Below are 15524 nucleotides of genomic sequence, written 5' to 3'. Positions count from 1 at the left end.
GTATTGTCAGCAGAAAATGGCTTTCCATTCTCCGATATTGCGTTTTTCTTTGTCGAAGGAGGCACCGACTTTGACCAGTTGGCGACTGTCGACGGTGTAAGGAATCAGATAGCCTTTTTCGTCGATCTGCCGGAGAACCTCGTCTACCGAACCGTCCAGTTTGAATTCGAATACATAGATATAATCGGTTGTCTTTACCACTGCATCCGCACGGCCGCGGGCACTACGTACTTCGGCATCTACATATTGTCCCAACAGTTTGAAGACAATGTAGAAGATTACCTGATAATGCCGTTCGGTCTTGCTGTTCAGTTCATAGGGAATACCTTCGAAGAAGGCGTGCAACCGTTCCATAAACGCATCGACGTCGCCGGCACGCAACTCATCCCAGAACTTCCCGATGTAAAACGGAGCGGTCGATTCCGACAAAGGAGTATAATATGGAGTGATGAAATTCAGCCATCCGTATTTTACTTCAGCATTTGGGAAGTCGAGTGTATAGAAATCCTTTGCAGGGTCATAGCCTTTGATCGTCAGATACCCGCTCTGGTAGATGATCGGCACCGGATTATGAAAATCGGCCCGGTAATCGATCAGTGCAGCTGCCGGCACTTCTATACCGTCGAGTTGGCGCAGGTCGTAGTCGGTCTTTTTCAGCGTATCTACCAGCATCGTCGGTGTTCCGGTAGCGAACCAGTAGCTGCTGAACCGTTTTTGAACCAATGCATTCAGTACGCTGAACGGGTTATAGATTCCATCCGAAAGGAATTCCGAGAAATGATATCCGTCGTAACGTTTCGTCATTTCGTTTACCGTTTGTTCGTACGTCAGTTTGTTCATGGTAGCAAGAGCGGCCAGTTCGGGTTGGAAATCGCGTTCGATCTCCACCTTTGTCATACCGCAAATCGTTGCATAATCGGGAGCCATACTGATATCCATCAATTGGTTCAGGTTACTGAAAATCCCTAACTGCGAAAACTTGGTTACTCCGGTGATGAATACAAAACGCAGGTAACGGTCGGCATCTTTCAGGACGGTGTAAAAACCTGTCAGCATTTCGCGGTAAACGTCGTGCAGATCGTCGTTAAACAAGGTGCGCAGCAGGGGCTTATCGTATTCGTCGATCAGGACGACTACTTTCTCTCCTGTTTTCTCGCAGGCTTGTTGGATGATTTGCATGAAACGTGCGGAATACCCAACTTCTTTATCCGTTTCACCATACTTCTTTTCCCATTGAATAAAATGAGCATCAAGCACTTGCTCCAGGCTTCGTTTATTTTCATAGAATTGAGCATTCAGACTCAAATGAAGTACCGGATAAACTTTCCAATCCTTTTCGAGTTGTTCGATAGCCAGTCCCTTGAACAGGTCTTTCCGTCCGAGGAAATAGGCTTCGAGTGTCGAAAGGAGCAGGCTTTTACCGAAACGGCGCGGGCGGCTTAGGAAATAAGGTTTACCGGTAGTTACCATCCGGTAAACCAAATCTGTTTTATCCACATACAAAAAACCATCTTCTATTAAAGAGGTAAAATCCTGTATCCCTACCGGGAGTTTTCTGATCGGCATTGTTTCCATGTTTCCGTTGTTTTAAGCACGAACACAAAGATAAGATTATTACTTTTCTCTTGAAAGGAAAATAATAATGAATATAGTAATACCTATTTGTTTCAATTTTATTCCATCATGTCAAAGAACGCTTTTTATTAGCGCCACCTCCGCCCACGAAGCGGAACCGAGCCGGGAAACTGTCCCGGGGTGGCTGGTTCGATTGTTTGGTATTGTAACATCTGAATTCTTCTTTAGGGGTATTTGATATCGCAGAAATAAAGGCAAGGGTTTTTGTATCGAGTTGGCGGAACTGTTTGGCCAGTTTTGCTATTTCGGTGACAGATAACCTGCTACGGAGAAGTTGCCAGTCCGAAAATAAACCGTATTCCAGAACACGTTCTACAATATAAGAACGGTGTTTTGTCCAATCCAGTTTACTCCGATCAGTATCCTAAAATAAATGGGGGGAAAACTTCTCAATGAAGTTGCTTACCATATCATCTGACTGTTCCATAAAGAAGTGATTTATTGTTACTATTTTTCACTCGCAAACTTACATAAAAATTGAGATTTATAAGCGCGTCTAATAAAAATAAAGACCACTCCCTGCTGTTATTCCACCGACTTTCGTTATTTTAAAGTTGTAATACAAAAAAACTATATCTTATGGACAGAGTTTGTGGTCTTGATGTGCATAAAGATAGTGTCTTTATGTGTATTCTCACAGCAAACGGTGAGAAAATTGAAGATGTGTTTGGAACTTTAACACCGGAACTGGATCGCCTTCGTGACACTTTAGTCTCTCATGGTGTTGGTAAAGTTGCAATGGAAAGCACCAGTATTTATTGGGTTCCTATTTGGCGCATTTTGGAATGCGATTTTGATGTTAAATTGGTTAACCCTTATTTCATCCGTCAACTCCCTGGTCGTAAAACTGATATTAAAGATGCCCAATGGATTGCGACTGTTCTTCAGAAAGAGCTAATTAAGGGAAGTTATATTCCTGATTCAAAAATACAGGAATTACGTCAGTACAGTCGTCGTATCTTCCATTTGACTCGTCGCAAACAGCAAGCTGAATCTGCTATCGATCTAACGTTGCAACGTTGCAATATTCGTTTGAGTAATTATGTTTCTGATATTGGTTGTAAATCCATGCGTAAGGTGGTCAATGCATTAATCTGTGGTGAAACTGATTCTGAAGTATTAGCTCTGTTGGTTCACAAGCGTATTCGTAATAAACATTGTCATGAGGTTATTAAGTCGTCTTTGACTGGTATTGTATCTTCATCAGACAGAGACATGCTTAAAATGAGTTTGGAAGAAGTGGAACTTTATGATCGTCAGCTTCTTGAGTGTAAAGAGAAAATGCGAATAATTTGCGAGGGACATTATGCCGAGGAACTGGAAATCCTTCAAACAGCTCCTGGGATAAAAGAGGAAAGCGCTATGAGAATCATAGCAGAAATCGGTGTTGACATGAAAGCCTTTCTAACAGCATCAGCTTTAGTTGGCTGGGCTGGATTAAGACCGCGAAATGATCAAAGTGCAGGAAAGATCAAAGGAAGAAAGACTTTACATGGAAACAAGTATTTACGTGTTATGCTTACACAATGTGCATGGGGAGCCTGCAGGACTCAAACATCTAAATTTTATAGCAGATATCATACCTTGAAAAAGAGAATGAATCACAACAAGGCTTTAATGGCAAATGCTCGAAAGCTACTCGTTGTTATTTGGAATTTATTAGCTAAAAAGCAACCTTATATGCCATTTGTGAATTAATGGTTGCTTCTTAATGAGCGTTCCAAGACCCTTATATTTGTGGTGGAGTAAACCCCGTTTTTGCAAACTGGTATACAGGCACGCTCTGGCAAGGAATTGCGTCTGAGACAAACAAGCTCGAAGAGGAAATTATTTATCACTCTCTGCATAGACAAAATGTAGGGACAGCTACAAAGTGATCTTATTTTAACGGGAGTTCGAAATAAGGTTAGTGTAACTTTTATTACACAGAAAATAATAAGAAAAAAGGGACCCTTATACAGACTCCCTCCCAAAGATCATACATTTCATAGTCAAGACTGTGGCAATGTTATCTCTTTGTGTTTTTCATAGTTAAAATCTTTTCGTCAAAGGACAGGTTTATTTTTCTTTAATACAAACTTTTTGTTATATTTTTACACATACATGTTATTAAACATGGCTTGACTGTTATTCTGAGGAAGGTTATGGTACTTATTTCGAACTCACGTTTGTTTATTTATAGAGGAAATATATTCTTTTCTCCAATCCCATCATGTCAAAGATCGTTCAGGCCGAAGCCTGCTTATTGTTTGTCGCCCGCTGGCGGCAGATACAGAATAGCGATATGGGCTATTCCAGAAAACCGGTGGCTTTAAGAAGCCGGAGTTTGAGTTTGGGGGCATATTCTTTGAGGTTATTGTTCTTTAATACAACGAAGCGGATATGCATTACCACGAGAGGTGATGTCCACTACCCATTTATTGGAATAAGAAGTAAACTTATAACAGCCATTTCCGTTGGGATCGGCCGTAGATGTAAAATAGTTAGCGATTGAATTTCTACCACCAAATTGATTATCACAATTCCGATAACCAGCTTGTGGAATTATCAGGTTCAGCCCGTTATCACCCGGTAGCGTTACTCTACCATTAGCGCTTGAGCGACTCCTGTCTGATAGCGCTTTCCATTCACTCTCGGTCGGTACATAATATCCGGCTGGACATGGATTGGAAGAACTTCCGAGTAGCCATGAATAATCATTCTGAGGAGTTTGCCAATCGTACGTACCCCAGTTGCATTTATAAAAGTCGTTGAACTTATCTCCGACACTCCTCGACACAGGTGCACCTGAACTTATATAGTTATAATTGTTAATATCTATTCCATTTTTGCGTCCCCACTGGAAGAAGTATCCGGTGGAGGTAGTGGATGTGTAATCGTTTTGTGTACCTATATAAGTTGCACCTATATTAACCGGTGCCCACCATCTTCCTCCCTGCAATACACTGGAATAATAAGGACTGCCGCCCCTGCCGGGTACGGATAGATAGAGGCTCCGCGTATTATTTTATACTGTTTGACAACGGTATTGCCATATTTGATCTGCGGGTTTGCCTCATGCCATTGGTAAGCGGCATCGGTTCCGCTTGTGGCGTGCGCTCTAACGGTGAATGTGTACTTGCGCCGATTATTAACGACGGTGGTACTTATAGAGGCAGTTAGCCAGCTGTTTCCTTCGTTTGTGCTGTTGCAATACGTGCCATTGTAGTTGTTGTTGAAGGTCGGTGTAACAAACATGCTGTATACCTCGACAGTCATTCCTGTTTTACCGCCTGTTCCTATGCGCTTTTCGCCGGCATTGTCGTATCCGCTAAGATCTTTTGCAATCCATGCATTGGCTTCGGTGATATTTACGGTCACTGTTGTTTGCAGGTTGTTGTTCTGAGCGTTGGTGATAGTGAACGTTTGATTGCCGGGTACGTATGTAGGAAATCCTGATTTAGCGGGATTCAGTTGTATCCTGTATGAATAAGTGGAGCCGGTTGTCGACGTAGTATTCCCGAAAGTTATCCAGGCCGGCCCTGTTATTGTAGACCCTCCCGGGCAAACACCGGTAATGTCTATATAAGGAACACTATTGTTTTGTCCTGCTGTCAGTGTCATGGAGGTTGAAGCCGCTTCCGGTGCCTTAAAATTAGGTGTCACGGTAAATGTCCTGTCGGGACATCCGCTGATTTTGTTCTTCAATGTTACGATGGACGCTTTCTGTGTAGCGGCTTGGTTTACAGCAGTCAGTGTCACGGTCGGTTCGCCGGCTGCGGGAGTACCCGGCAGTGAGAACCATCCGCTTCTACCGCCACTGCCCCAGCTCGACACGCTCCATGATGAAATACCTGTAGCAGATTTTACTTTGACGGTGCTGGTTTGTCCTCCTTTAGGATATAAAGAGATGCTTGCATTGTTGTTTGCCGCTCCGTTGATCCTGATCTCTCCGTCTGCCATGGTGATAGGCAGGGCAACCGTCTTGGTGTTGTCGGAGTTGTAGATGGTGAGCGTCCCGGTACCGGAGTTGGCTGTGGAGGTAACGGTATAGTTCTGTGTCGTGTTTGTAGTCAGCGTATTGTTGGGGCTGACCGACAGGCCTGTTCCGCTGATGACAGCCTTCGATCCTCCGTAGCAGGTGGCCGAAAGGGTCATGGTGGAGTTGGCTGCGTCGGTTTTGTAGAGAGTCAGGCGTGTGTTGTTAGCCAGTGCTATATTGCTTCCCGTGGGCAGGCTTCCGCTGATGCTTGCCGCCGTCTTTTTGAGGGTAGGTGTTCCCATGGTGGGCTGCACGGTGAATGTGATGTTGGCTCCTCCGCGTATTTTGTTGGTGAGTGGAAAATCCACTCAAAGTAGCCCCCTTAATTCAGAGCAATTTGACCCCTGTTAAATTTTTCCATTCTTCCATCCTGTTCATTCTTGTTTTCTTCGTATTCTTCCTGTCAGTTATGCCGGGTTCTACATTAAATTTCGTTTATAAATATAACGATTCTTTTTTACTTTTACATTTGCGTAGCGACTCTCCGAAGAGCTCTATACGTATAGCCTGATGTACAATTCTGTCCAGAACGGCATCGGCAATCGTCTTTTCTCCAATAACGTCATACCAATCCCTTACCGGGACCTGTGATGTTATGACGGTGGATTTTTTACCATGCCTGTCCTCTATGATATCCATCAGGTTCATCCGCCCTTGGGAATCGAAGGGTTGTATGCCAAAATCATCCAGTATAAGCATATCCAACCTCTCGATTTTCTTGAGTTCTTGCAGGATTGTACCTTTTGCCTTGGCAACCTTAAGCATCCCCATAAGTCTGGATGTGTTGGCGTATAGTACTTTATATCCTTTCTGGCAAGCCTGGAAGCCAAAAGCGGTTGCCAGATAACTTTTTCCTGTTCCGGCACTTCCGGTAATAAACATGTCTTTGCGTTCCCTGACAAACGTAAGGTCAGCCAAACGCTGGGTAAGATTCTTGTCCAGCCCCCTTTCCACTGAGAAGTCTATTTCTTCAATGGTGGCCTTGTATCTGAAGGAGGCCTGACGGATAGCTCTCTCTACCGCGCGGTTTCTGCGGTCATCCCATTCACTTGAGACCAGCCATGAGACGAACTGGTCGGTAGTCATGCTCTCTGTCCGATGTGTTTCCAAACTTGTTTTAAAGGCATAATACATACCTTTAAGATTCATTCCTAACATCTTTTCCAATGTGTCCTGATTCATTTCCATATTGTATCTGGTTGGTTTATTGATAATATTCTTTTCCTCTGATATTCTCATGGGAAGGCATCTCCGTTTCTTGCCCGGCACTGTCTTCCAACGGGAACTCATCCTGCCGGTTGTTAAGGATGCGCTCGATGATGGGATAATTGTACAGACCGTAACTTGTAGCCCAACGGCAGGCATTGGTCAATCGGGTGTTGCCGACCCTGCGTGCGAAGCTAAGAATGCCCTGACACGATTTATAGGCTTGCTCCGGATGCTTTTTCTCTTCCATAACCTGACGGATATATGCCTCCACATCCGGATGAATAGCCGCCGCTTCACGTATAAATTTATCCGGGTTCCATTCCGTGATATAGCGATGGTGTGAAGCCAGGTGCTCTTCCAGGGTCGTGTACCGGCAACGGGCCCTGTTGCGGGTATGGGAAGCAATCAGCTCGTAGCCGTAATAGATGCATACCTCGCGTGAGGTATATAACAAGATGACCTTCTTGCCTATATAGCCGCAAGGCACACTGTAGTAATGGGCGTCTTCCCCCAGGCGGACATGACCGTTTTTCATCACGGTAGCCCTGTAACGCTGTTTGAGTTCAAAACGGATGGGATTGAGCTTGCGTAAAGAATCACGTTCTATCTCCTCGAACTGTTCCCGTCGACTGTATTTACGGTCTGTCAGCGGAGTGTTGTTGTGGAGTTCCAAGGCGACACGGATAGCCGCGTTCAGTGAATCAAGGTCATAAAACTCGCGTTCCTGTATCTTTGGATAGATACTGCGATAGATCAGTTTAACGGCACCCTCGACCAGTGCCTTGTCACGTGGCTTGTAAGCCCTGGCGGGAATTACGGTACAGCCGTAATGTTCGGCAAAGGCTGCAAAGTCCTCATTCAGGATGGCCTCGTATTTACTGCTCTTAGTAACGGCGGACTTGAGATTGTCCGGGATGATGGCGGAGGGAGCCCCCTGGTAGTATAACAAGGCGTTTTCCGAAGCACGGATCAAGTCCTCCTTTTTCTGGCTCATGACCGCTTCCACATAGGTTAACTGGCTGCAGGGAAGGATCGCGACAAAAACCTCCACCGGGATGATTTCGCCCGTCTCAAGGTCGATGATGGAGAGTTTGTCACCGGCGAAGTCTATGAACACTTTATCACCGGCCTTGTGTTCAAGATGCATGATGGGACGGCTGCAGGCTATATGCTGCTGAATCAGAATATAGAAGCGGGTGCGTCCGTAACCATCCGGATGGGAAGAGAGGTACTCACGATGTAAAGCCTCACGGGTAACACCTTTCTTCTGAAGCCGCTTGCAATATTCGGGCAACAACGACTTTAGTTCTTCCATCCGTTCGCTTTCTGTCTTTACTCTGGTCTTTTCGTGGAATAACTCCGAGAGTTCCTGGTCCGATAGAGACAGTACTCCTTCATAATCCAAACCGCTGCGCTGAAATACCTGTAAGTATTTCTTGACCGTATTGCGCGAAACGGTTAACATACTGCTGATACTTTTGGTCCCATAACCCTGAGAGTAACAGCGTAACACTTGACGAATCTTTTCCATTCCTAATTGTCTATTGGGCATAACTGACTTTTATTCGTTTTTAACAAACAAAATAGAATTATAGATCGAGTAAACAAGAATGAAACTCACTTTTTAGGGGATCATTTTAAAGTGAATTTAAGGGGGCACTTTCGAGTGAATTTGGGGGATCACTTTAAAGTGAACGGAGGGGGCAATGGTGAGTGAATTTTCCACTTGGTGACGGCGATGGTGTAGCGGTGGTTGTTTGCAATGTCGAGCCAGGCGGTGTTGCCGTCGGCCGTCGGTTGCGTGAAGGGTATTTGATAGGATACGTTCTTCATTTCCGTTTCGTTTACTTTGTATTTACCGTTAAGAATGAGGAATGCCTTGTCTTGCCTGGGGCTGGGATAGGCGTAGAAAGCGCCTGTGCAAAGTCCGTTGTTGGCATTGTCGCCGTAGAAGGCATGCACCGGGTAGGTGATGAGCTGATCCGGTTCTGCCTCAGGCAGGTTGCCGTATACGCGGATGGGGAAAAGGCCCGATCCGCGGCGTCCGTTGCCCATCGAGACAGTCTCGATGGTGAAGCGGGAATCTCCCGCTTTGTTGTTGATATTGAAGCGTGCGACGAGGCGTGTCAGGCGGAATCCGACCTGTACGCGTGCCGAATTGTCGAACGAGGTGAGGTCGATGGGCGTGGTGCAGGCGCCTGCCATAGCGAGGGGGGGAGCCAGGGTGTCGGCTTTGACAGCAGCCGTCAGCAGGCGGGTGTGCCAGCCGACGAAGGTGCTTTCCTGCGGCTTGCCTTCGGCAGCGAACCGGGGTGTGCCGTCTTCGCTTTCCGTAAAGGTGATCGGGGTGAAGTCGGCGGCCTTCACCACTTTATCGGTAGCGGGGTCGACCAGGGTCGTGTCGTTGGCGATACAGTAGAGCTTGACGAAGAGGCCTTTCTTGAGTTTCATAAGAGCGGTCGTTTCTTTGCCGTCGGCTCCGGTGGTATTCGGTTGCAGTTCTTTGGCATCTTTAGGCTGTTTGTCATTGCTGTCTGCTCGATAGGCAAAGCGTTCAAGGAAGGTGTAGTCACCGTTCTCGGACTCCGCTCCGAAGACGTATACGTCGAGTGTGGAGATGGCGTTTTCGGCGGCTGTGGCGATAGATGTCTCTGCTTTGGTCGTCGTGGCGTCTGTGGCGTTTGCTTTGGTGGCGCCTTTTTGCAAAACCAGTTGGCTTTTGAGCGTCATCATCACTTCGCGAACTTCGGCAATGGAATCATCTCCGGGTCGGGGATCACCGCCGTCAGTCTGTGTCTCTTTGGTGCAGCCTCCCAAAAGGAAAGAGCTGCAGAGCAGCATGGAACAGAGTTTGTAAAAAGTTTTCATCTCTCTATGTTTTTTATTCTTTATCCGACAGAACCGCCTTCCGCCCAGTCGGAGGCAGTCGATTGTGTCACTATAATTTCATTTTCATATACGGTGATCAGGAGGTCGAACTCCTGTTCCATATTCAGGTCCATGTTCATCGGTAGCTTGGAGAAAAAGAGGTGGAGGTCGAGATCGCCGATGACTTGTTCGCCGTCGCACCAAAGGCTCCACAGCTCGTGGGTGCCGGCCGTATAACGATAGGTGACGAATTCGCCGGTCACTTCGTAGTCGTAGTTCATGGCGGCCCGGGTTTCGTGATAGGTTATTGTTTTTCCGCTCCGGGGAATCGTATAACTGCCATTGCCCGAGGGGACGGTCTGTTCTGTTCCTCCGGTAAAGTCGTAGAGGGCGGGGATGCCTTTCAGGCGCATCCGCCAAAATCCATCAAATGCTTTTCGCGTCCGTTGAAGATACCGTAGCGGCGGATAATATCGAGGGCGGCATCGGTGTAGGGTGGACGGTATTCGCGAAGCAGGTCGATAAATCCTTCCCAGTCTTCTGCCTCCGAAGAAACTTCGATGCTGCTGCGCGGAATGTTGTAGGCATTGCGCAGGTAGCGGGCAAAAAGCCCCGAACGGGCTTTGGCCAGCCGCTCGTTGTCGCCGTAAGGCCCGTCGGGTGAGGAGTATCCGCGGATGCGCAGCCGGGCAAGCGTTGAGAAGCGGTTGTCGGTGAGCGGCCCCAGTATTTTCTCCACTTTGTTGATCTCTTCCCGGTTGTTTTTGTAATCGGGGTATATATCGTCTTTTCCCAGCGGGTAATCGAAATAGAGGACGGCGCCTTCGGTGCGGTGCTTGTTGCCCATGCCGCCTTCCGACGGCAGGAAAGAAACCATCACTGCGTACTGGTCTACATCGGCGATGCTTAAAACGACGGGGGCAGCGGTTTTTCCTGTCGCAGGTATGTTCTTATATGTATAGACGGTCGTATTTCCGCCCGATGTGTTTTGAATAGATTCCTCCTGAACCGGCCGGGATTGAGGCTTGGCTTGGAATTCGTTTTCCCGGGCAGCCGGGGGAACCGAAGATATTGACAGACTTCGTTTCAGCGTATCGAGTGCCAGCAACTCCTTTCCGCAACATTCCTTATATTCCTGCTGGAGCAGGAGGGCAGCTTGTTGCATCCAGGAGGCATAGGGCACTGCTATCTGGTAATTGATTGGAGCGTTCGGATAATTTCTTCCTGCTATTATCTGCCGGAAAGGTTGTGGCTCATTTCTGTCCGGCGAAAGAGGAGAAAGGAATGCTTCGCGACGGTCATTGCGAGCCCGGCGTTTGCCACTGATAATAACGGCGGGCAGGGAAAGGCTTTGTTTCTTTTTCCCCGACATGACAGGGGTAAAGAAAAAGGCTGTTCCGCTGCCGACGGAAATTCCGTCCAGATACATTGTCAGGTTCACATGCAGGCTGTCCTTTTTTACGTACAGTTTGCCGGGAACGATGCGTATGCCTTGCGCCGTAACCTTTCCATTAAAATGGAAACAAAACAGAACCACTAACAGTATTAATATTAAATTATGTGATAACAGGATGTGTTTCATATATAATAGGCTTCAAAAGACTTATTTCAGAAAATAGATGATAGAAAATCCGATTCGTGTCGGTCCGATATAGCTCCTTGTGAAGGAGCCGACTTTCTCGCCGCAGTCGGCACACCGGTACTTGTCGTATTTCATATAGGCGTATCCGCCTCCTATCATCGCTTCCAGGCCCCAGCGGTCGCTTATCGCCCAGTGATACCCGTAGGTGAGGCCGCCTCCGTAGAGGTCGCCCCGCAATACATACTCTTTCAGACCGGATATAAAAGGGATTTGCCCGATATTGAAATGTCCGTAGTGTCCGTGTACTCCTACGAAATGTCCTTCAAATTTGCGGCAGAACCAGTAGCGTGCTTCAGGTTGGATAAGGTATAGATTCAGTTTCATGTCGTTGGAAAACTTCCATGCGTTGTAGGCACCCTATACTTCTACCGTGAACTGTCTGGCTATACCTACTTCCACACCAGCATTCGGCGTAGTAGTTCCCCAGAACAATACGTTCATCTTTAATGCCGTTTGTTGCCCACGGAGGTTAACAGATAGGCAAATAAATAGAAGAAGTAGGAGGTGGCGCTCTCTGATCTTACCCTTATACATATTAATACATTTAGTGTTTTGTATCTATTCCGTCTCTTACTAAGAGACAGAATGTGGAATACAGGGTAATTGAGTTGGTCTGATTTTTAAAGGAAGATGAATATGACAAATACCTCTGTAAAGAGAAATGTAAAACAAATTGTCAAACAAATTTTCCGTAGTTGTAAGAAATAGGCGGATAAATACTCAGAAATGAGATTTGTGCTGAAGTACATTGAAAATATTATTTTTCAACAGGATTACTAATGAATACGTGCTGAAAGTAGAAGCATTTGCAAAACTGTCTGAATTGGATTGCATTGTCAAACAATTGTTAAACATCTGATAAACAGGATATAAAAGGCGGAAATATTAATAAATAATTGACATAATAGACCAGTAGGAAGGGGTATTTGCTAGATAGCTCTTTCCTTAAAATATGTATCAATATTCAGAAAAGGCCTGAATATTAAACTCTTTATATTTTATTTTTATCTCAAAATATTTGTTTTATCAAATAAATGTTATTACGTTTGCAACGTTTTAACAGACAATAAAGTGCTTTTTCTGTCTCTTAGTAAGAGACGGAATTTATGGTTCTAAGACTTCCCTTGTTTTTCTTTCCCGAAATTACATATTTATTGATTTGATCGAGTTGGGGATTATCAAATGTCGCTATGTAAATGCGGGTTGTTTTTACAGAAGTGTGTCCCATGCTTTCCGAAATCATCTCTTCGGATACACCTTTGCTTTTTGCTGTAGTAGCCCAGGTATGGCGGGGCACATAGGTCGATAGTTCAGTATCTACCAGATTGCCTATATTTTTCAACCGCAGGTTTTGTAGCCGGAGTGCACTTTCATAATCCTTATATGAAGGATCAGGCGTTCGTAGTACGGGAAATAGAAAAGGGGAATTGGAGTGATAGTGGTCGATCAGTTCCTGTATTTCCGGGAGTATCCTGATCTGTAGTTCTTGTCCTGTCTTACGTCGTTTATAAACCAGGTAGTTCCCTTTTATATTGTCGCATGTGAGATGGGCAATATCGACGAAAGCCATGCCGCTGGTATAATAGGCGAACATCAGCAGGTCGCGGGAGAAGATCAGGCCCGGTTTTTTCAATGTCGCATCGCTTAAATTCTTTATCTTTCTGATCACTTTTTCTTCTATGGCCCGCTTGGGTGTTTTTTCAATCCGGGTATTTACGTTTTTGAAGAAGTGTGTGCACTCTTTTATCAATCCGCTGGCCGCTGCTTTGTTCATGATTGCCCGGAAATTGCGCATATAAAACGAAATGGTGTTATCCATCAGCTTTTTGGCCATTAAATATTCTTCATATAGCCGGATCAGCTTTTCGTTGATTTCGTCTATCCGGATGTTCTTTCCGAAAAACGAGAGGAAACTGTTCCCCAGGCTTTGGTAATGGCGGGAAGTGGCCTCTTTTCCCTGCGCCAGGAGAATGTCCGCCAGTTTTTGTATATAGGCGGACAGGTACATGCTTGCGGACCTTTCTTCATACAGTTTCACGATGTCATCGACGGAAAAGTCTTTGTTTACCGGCTGTTCTTCGATTATTTGCCGGATCATGCGACAGGTTTCGCAGGCTGTTTCCGATACTTGCAACAGGTATTCGGTTCGTTGCCTGTCTGTTCCGGGTGGTATCTGTACTATTTCCGTGAGCGGGTCCCACTCTTCTTCGTATACCTTTATATCCAACGGTATACGTTTCATTTTTCGCCGGCAGATCAGCTGGATGTATAGCGGGGTTTGTTTGCCCGTAACCTTCGATTTCCGGCGTTTCACTTTTACTGATACGTTATTCGTAACTCGATCTGTTTATTGATGTTGGTAAACAACAAATATAAGCAGGATTGAGTTTAAACGGGGGAGCCTGCCATCGGTGTTTTTATTTTCGATCGTATCATAAATATCAGAGGAATAATTATCCCGACAAAATTCTTTTTATATCTTTGAGCGGAATGAGCGGTTTGTTTGCGACACATCCGCCGATTGGAAAGCGTATTCAGATTCTGGAACAATTTTAATGGAAACAGATGGATATATTATTGATCATACTAGGAGCGATTTGTCTATTGGTGGGGTTTGCCGGTTGTTTTCTGCCGGTCCTTCCCGGTCCGCCGTTGTCGTATCTGGGGTTGATACTGCTTCATTTTACAGATAGGGTACAGTTTACTGTAACCCAACTGGTGATATGGGGTGTGTTGGTTATTGTCGTACAGTTGCTGGATTATCTGACACCGGTGTTGGGTACTAAATACGGTGGAGGCAGTAAATGGGGAAATTGGGGATGTGTCATCGGAACCGTAGCCGGAATATTCCTGTTCCCGCCCTGGGGAATTTTATTCGGTCCGTTTGCCGGAGCGGTGATCGGCGAATTGTTAGGAGGAAAGAAATCAATGGAAGCTTTTAAAGCCGGGATAGGAGCTTTTGTCGGATTCTTGCTAAGTGTTGTCGTAAAGATGGCTCTTTGCGGGTATTTTGTTTATTGTTTTATCAGTGCTTTGATATAAAAAGAGGACGTTGCCACAGTGATACTTTTGCAACGCCCTCGTTAATTCTTTCTTTGTTTTCTTTTTATTCAGCAGGAGTGCCGCCCGAAGAGATCACTTTACTGCGTTCGATAGATTGCAATGCCAGATAATTGTCTCCGAACTTTTCCAGATTCTCGATTTCTGTTTCGAACTGGTCCAGATGACCTTCTTCTTCTACCACCAAACCTTCGAATACTTTCTTTGTGGCTGAGTCTGCGTGTTGTGCACATTCGTTGGCCCATGCGTTGTAGTCGTCTACGCTACCGGTTTCCATTTCTGCGGCTTTTTCAAGCATAGCTTTAACATCGTGGATCTTTTCTACCGGACCGGAACATTTCATTTCCACTTCACCTTTCAGGAACAGGATACGTTCGGCGAGGCGTTCTACATGCATCATTTCTGTTATAGCCGTACGTTTGAAAAGGCTGGACAGAAGGTCGTATCCCATATCGTCCAAACGGAAATGGAAATACATGTACTGGTTAACAGCTGTCATTTCATCGGCTACTGCTTTATTTAGCAGTTCAATACTTTTTTCTCTTTTAATCATAATCGTTGAGTTTTAAATCTTGTTTTATAAGACATCTTTATTCTAATGCTGTAAAGTTAACAGTTTCCATGATACAATGGGGTCGGCTTGTGATAATATTTTTTATCTTTGTCATAGATTCTATCAATTAAAACGAAATCTTATGACAAAAATACAGGAATATCTGGCTGCTCTGCCGGAAGATAAGAAAGCATTGTTTATCCCCGTGTTCGGAAGTGTAGATAAATTTTACACGGTGGTATATCTGATAATTCGCAATGAGCATGTGACGGACCAGGAAAAGCCGGAACGCTACGAAGACCGTTTGCAGGTGATTCGGCAAGTGAAAAATAAAGTGGAAGAACTGGTTTCTTCTTATGGTTTGGACGGAAAAGAGATTGTGGCGGATATCGCCAGTGATTATTTTGAAGATTTTGTCAATTATAAAGAACCGGAACTGGATATAACGAATGAGGAATTTATTGCGATTATCCGGAATTTATAATAAACGGGAATAGTTCGTTTGTCGATACTTATACTTACACGATAATTCTAAA

Annotated in this window: 13 protein-coding genes and 2 pseudogenes; 3 read left to right on the top strand and 12 right to left on the bottom strand. The window is 45.2% G+C overall.

Features of this window, described 5'->3' with window-relative positions; genetic code table 11:
• Positions 1-6 precede the first annotated feature (6 nt).
• Together C825_RS17085 and C825_RS27875 are read right to left on the bottom strand one after the other, a co-directional pair.
• Positions 7-1575, bottom strand: coding sequence for a PD-(D/E)XK nuclease domain-containing ATP-binding protein (locus tag C825_RS17085; protein WP_010803387.1), 1569 nt, complete (start codon positions 1573-1575; stop codon positions 7-9).
• Between the two features lie 106 nt (positions 1576-1681).
• Positions 1682-1987 (bottom strand): annotated as a pseudogene (locus C825_RS27875) (DUF6922 domain-containing protein); the annotation flags it as partial.
• Positions 1988-2214: 227 nt separating this feature from the next.
• On the opposite strand from C825_RS27875, the gene C825_RS17080 reads away from it, so the two are divergent.
• Positions 2215-3333 carry an IS110 family RNA-guided transposase gene (locus tag C825_RS17080; protein ID WP_010800321.1) on the top strand — a complete coding sequence of 373 codons (1119 nt, stop codon included), beginning with the start codon at positions 2215-2217 and terminating at the stop codon, positions 3331-3333.
• A 655-nt stretch (positions 3334-3988) separates the two neighbouring features.
• On the opposite strand, the gene C825_RS17075 is transcribed toward C825_RS17080, so the two are convergent.
• The 9 genes and pseudogenes from C825_RS17075 to C825_RS17035 form a co-directional block, all read right to left on the bottom strand.
• Positions 3989-4576 carry a fibrobacter succinogenes major paralogous domain-containing protein gene (locus C825_RS17075; protein ID WP_250690594.1) on the bottom strand — a complete coding sequence of 196 codons (588 nt, stop codon included), beginning with the start codon at positions 4574-4576 and terminating at the stop codon, positions 3989-3991.
• Positions 4540-5964 carry a hypothetical protein gene (locus tag C825_RS17070; RefSeq protein ID WP_250690593.1) on the bottom strand — a complete coding sequence of 475 codons (1425 nt, stop codon included), beginning with the start codon at positions 5962-5964 and terminating at the stop codon, positions 4540-4542. Before C825_RS17070 ends, C825_RS17075 begins: the two co-directional genes overlap by 37 nt.
• Positions 5965-6091: 127 nt before the next feature.
• Complete coding sequence (gene istB, locus C825_RS17065) at positions 6092-6844, bottom strand: IS21-like element helper ATPase IstB (RefSeq protein WP_009038478.1); 753 nt, start codon at positions 6842-6844, stop codon at positions 6092-6094.
• Between the two features lie 16 nt (positions 6845-6860).
• Complete coding sequence (gene istA, locus C825_RS17060; protein WP_044214480.1) at positions 6861-8396, bottom strand: IS21 family transposase; 1536 nt, start codon at positions 8394-8396, stop codon at positions 6861-6863.
• A gap of 149 nt (positions 8397-8545) precedes the next feature.
• Positions 8546-9733, bottom strand: a complete 1188-nt coding sequence (locus tag C825_RS17055) for a hypothetical protein (RefSeq protein WP_250690592.1) — start codon at positions 9731-9733, stop codon at positions 8546-8548.
• Positions 9734-9753: 20 nt separating this feature from the next.
• Positions 9754-10146, bottom strand: coding sequence for a hypothetical protein (locus tag C825_RS17050; RefSeq protein WP_010803384.1), 393 nt, complete (start codon positions 10144-10146; stop codon positions 9754-9756).
• Positions 10137-11315 carry a DUF3868 domain-containing protein gene (locus C825_RS17045; protein ID WP_010803383.1) on the bottom strand — a complete coding sequence of 393 codons (1179 nt, stop codon included), beginning with the start codon at positions 11313-11315 and terminating at the stop codon, positions 10137-10139. Before C825_RS17045 ends, C825_RS17050 begins: the two co-directional genes overlap by 10 nt.
• Positions 11316-11336: 21 nt before the next feature.
• Positions 11337-11909, bottom strand: a pseudogene (locus C825_RS17040) (DUF3575 domain-containing protein).
• Positions 11910-12462: 553 nt separating this feature from the next.
• Positions 12463-13617, bottom strand: coding sequence for a phage integrase SAM-like domain-containing protein (locus tag C825_RS17035; protein ID WP_493821074.1), 1155 nt, complete (start codon positions 13615-13617; stop codon positions 12463-12465).
• Positions 13618-13940: 323 nt separating this feature from the next.
• On the opposite strand from C825_RS17035, the gene C825_RS17030 reads away from it, so the two are divergent.
• Positions 13941-14417 (top strand): DUF456 domain-containing protein, encoded by a 477-nt coding sequence (locus C825_RS17030; protein WP_007659300.1) that lies wholly within the window; start codon positions 13941-13943, stop codon positions 14415-14417.
• Between the two features lie 64 nt (positions 14418-14481).
• Here C825_RS17030 and C825_RS17025 read toward each other — a convergent pair whose 3' ends face one another.
• The gene (locus C825_RS17025; protein WP_007659302.1) at positions 14482-14988 is read right to left on the bottom strand and encodes a bacterioferritin; all 507 of its coding nucleotides are present in this window, start codon (positions 14986-14988) and stop codon (positions 14482-14484) included.
• A gap of 142 nt (positions 14989-15130) precedes the next feature.
• Between C825_RS17025 and C825_RS17020 the strand changes: the two genes are divergently transcribed.
• A complete protein-coding gene (locus C825_RS17020) occupies positions 15131-15472 on the top strand; it encodes a hypothetical protein (RefSeq protein ID WP_007659304.1) in 342 nt (113 codons plus the stop codon).
• The last annotated feature ends 52 nt before the right edge of the window (positions 15473-15524 follow it).

Origin of the sequence: Parabacteroides sp. ASF519, assembly GCF_000364265.2 — a bacterium.
GTDB lineage: Bacteria > Bacteroidota > Bacteroidia > Bacteroidales > Tannerellaceae > Parabacteroides > Parabacteroides goldsteinii.
This window is presented reverse-complemented; position numbering and strand designations above follow the sequence as displayed.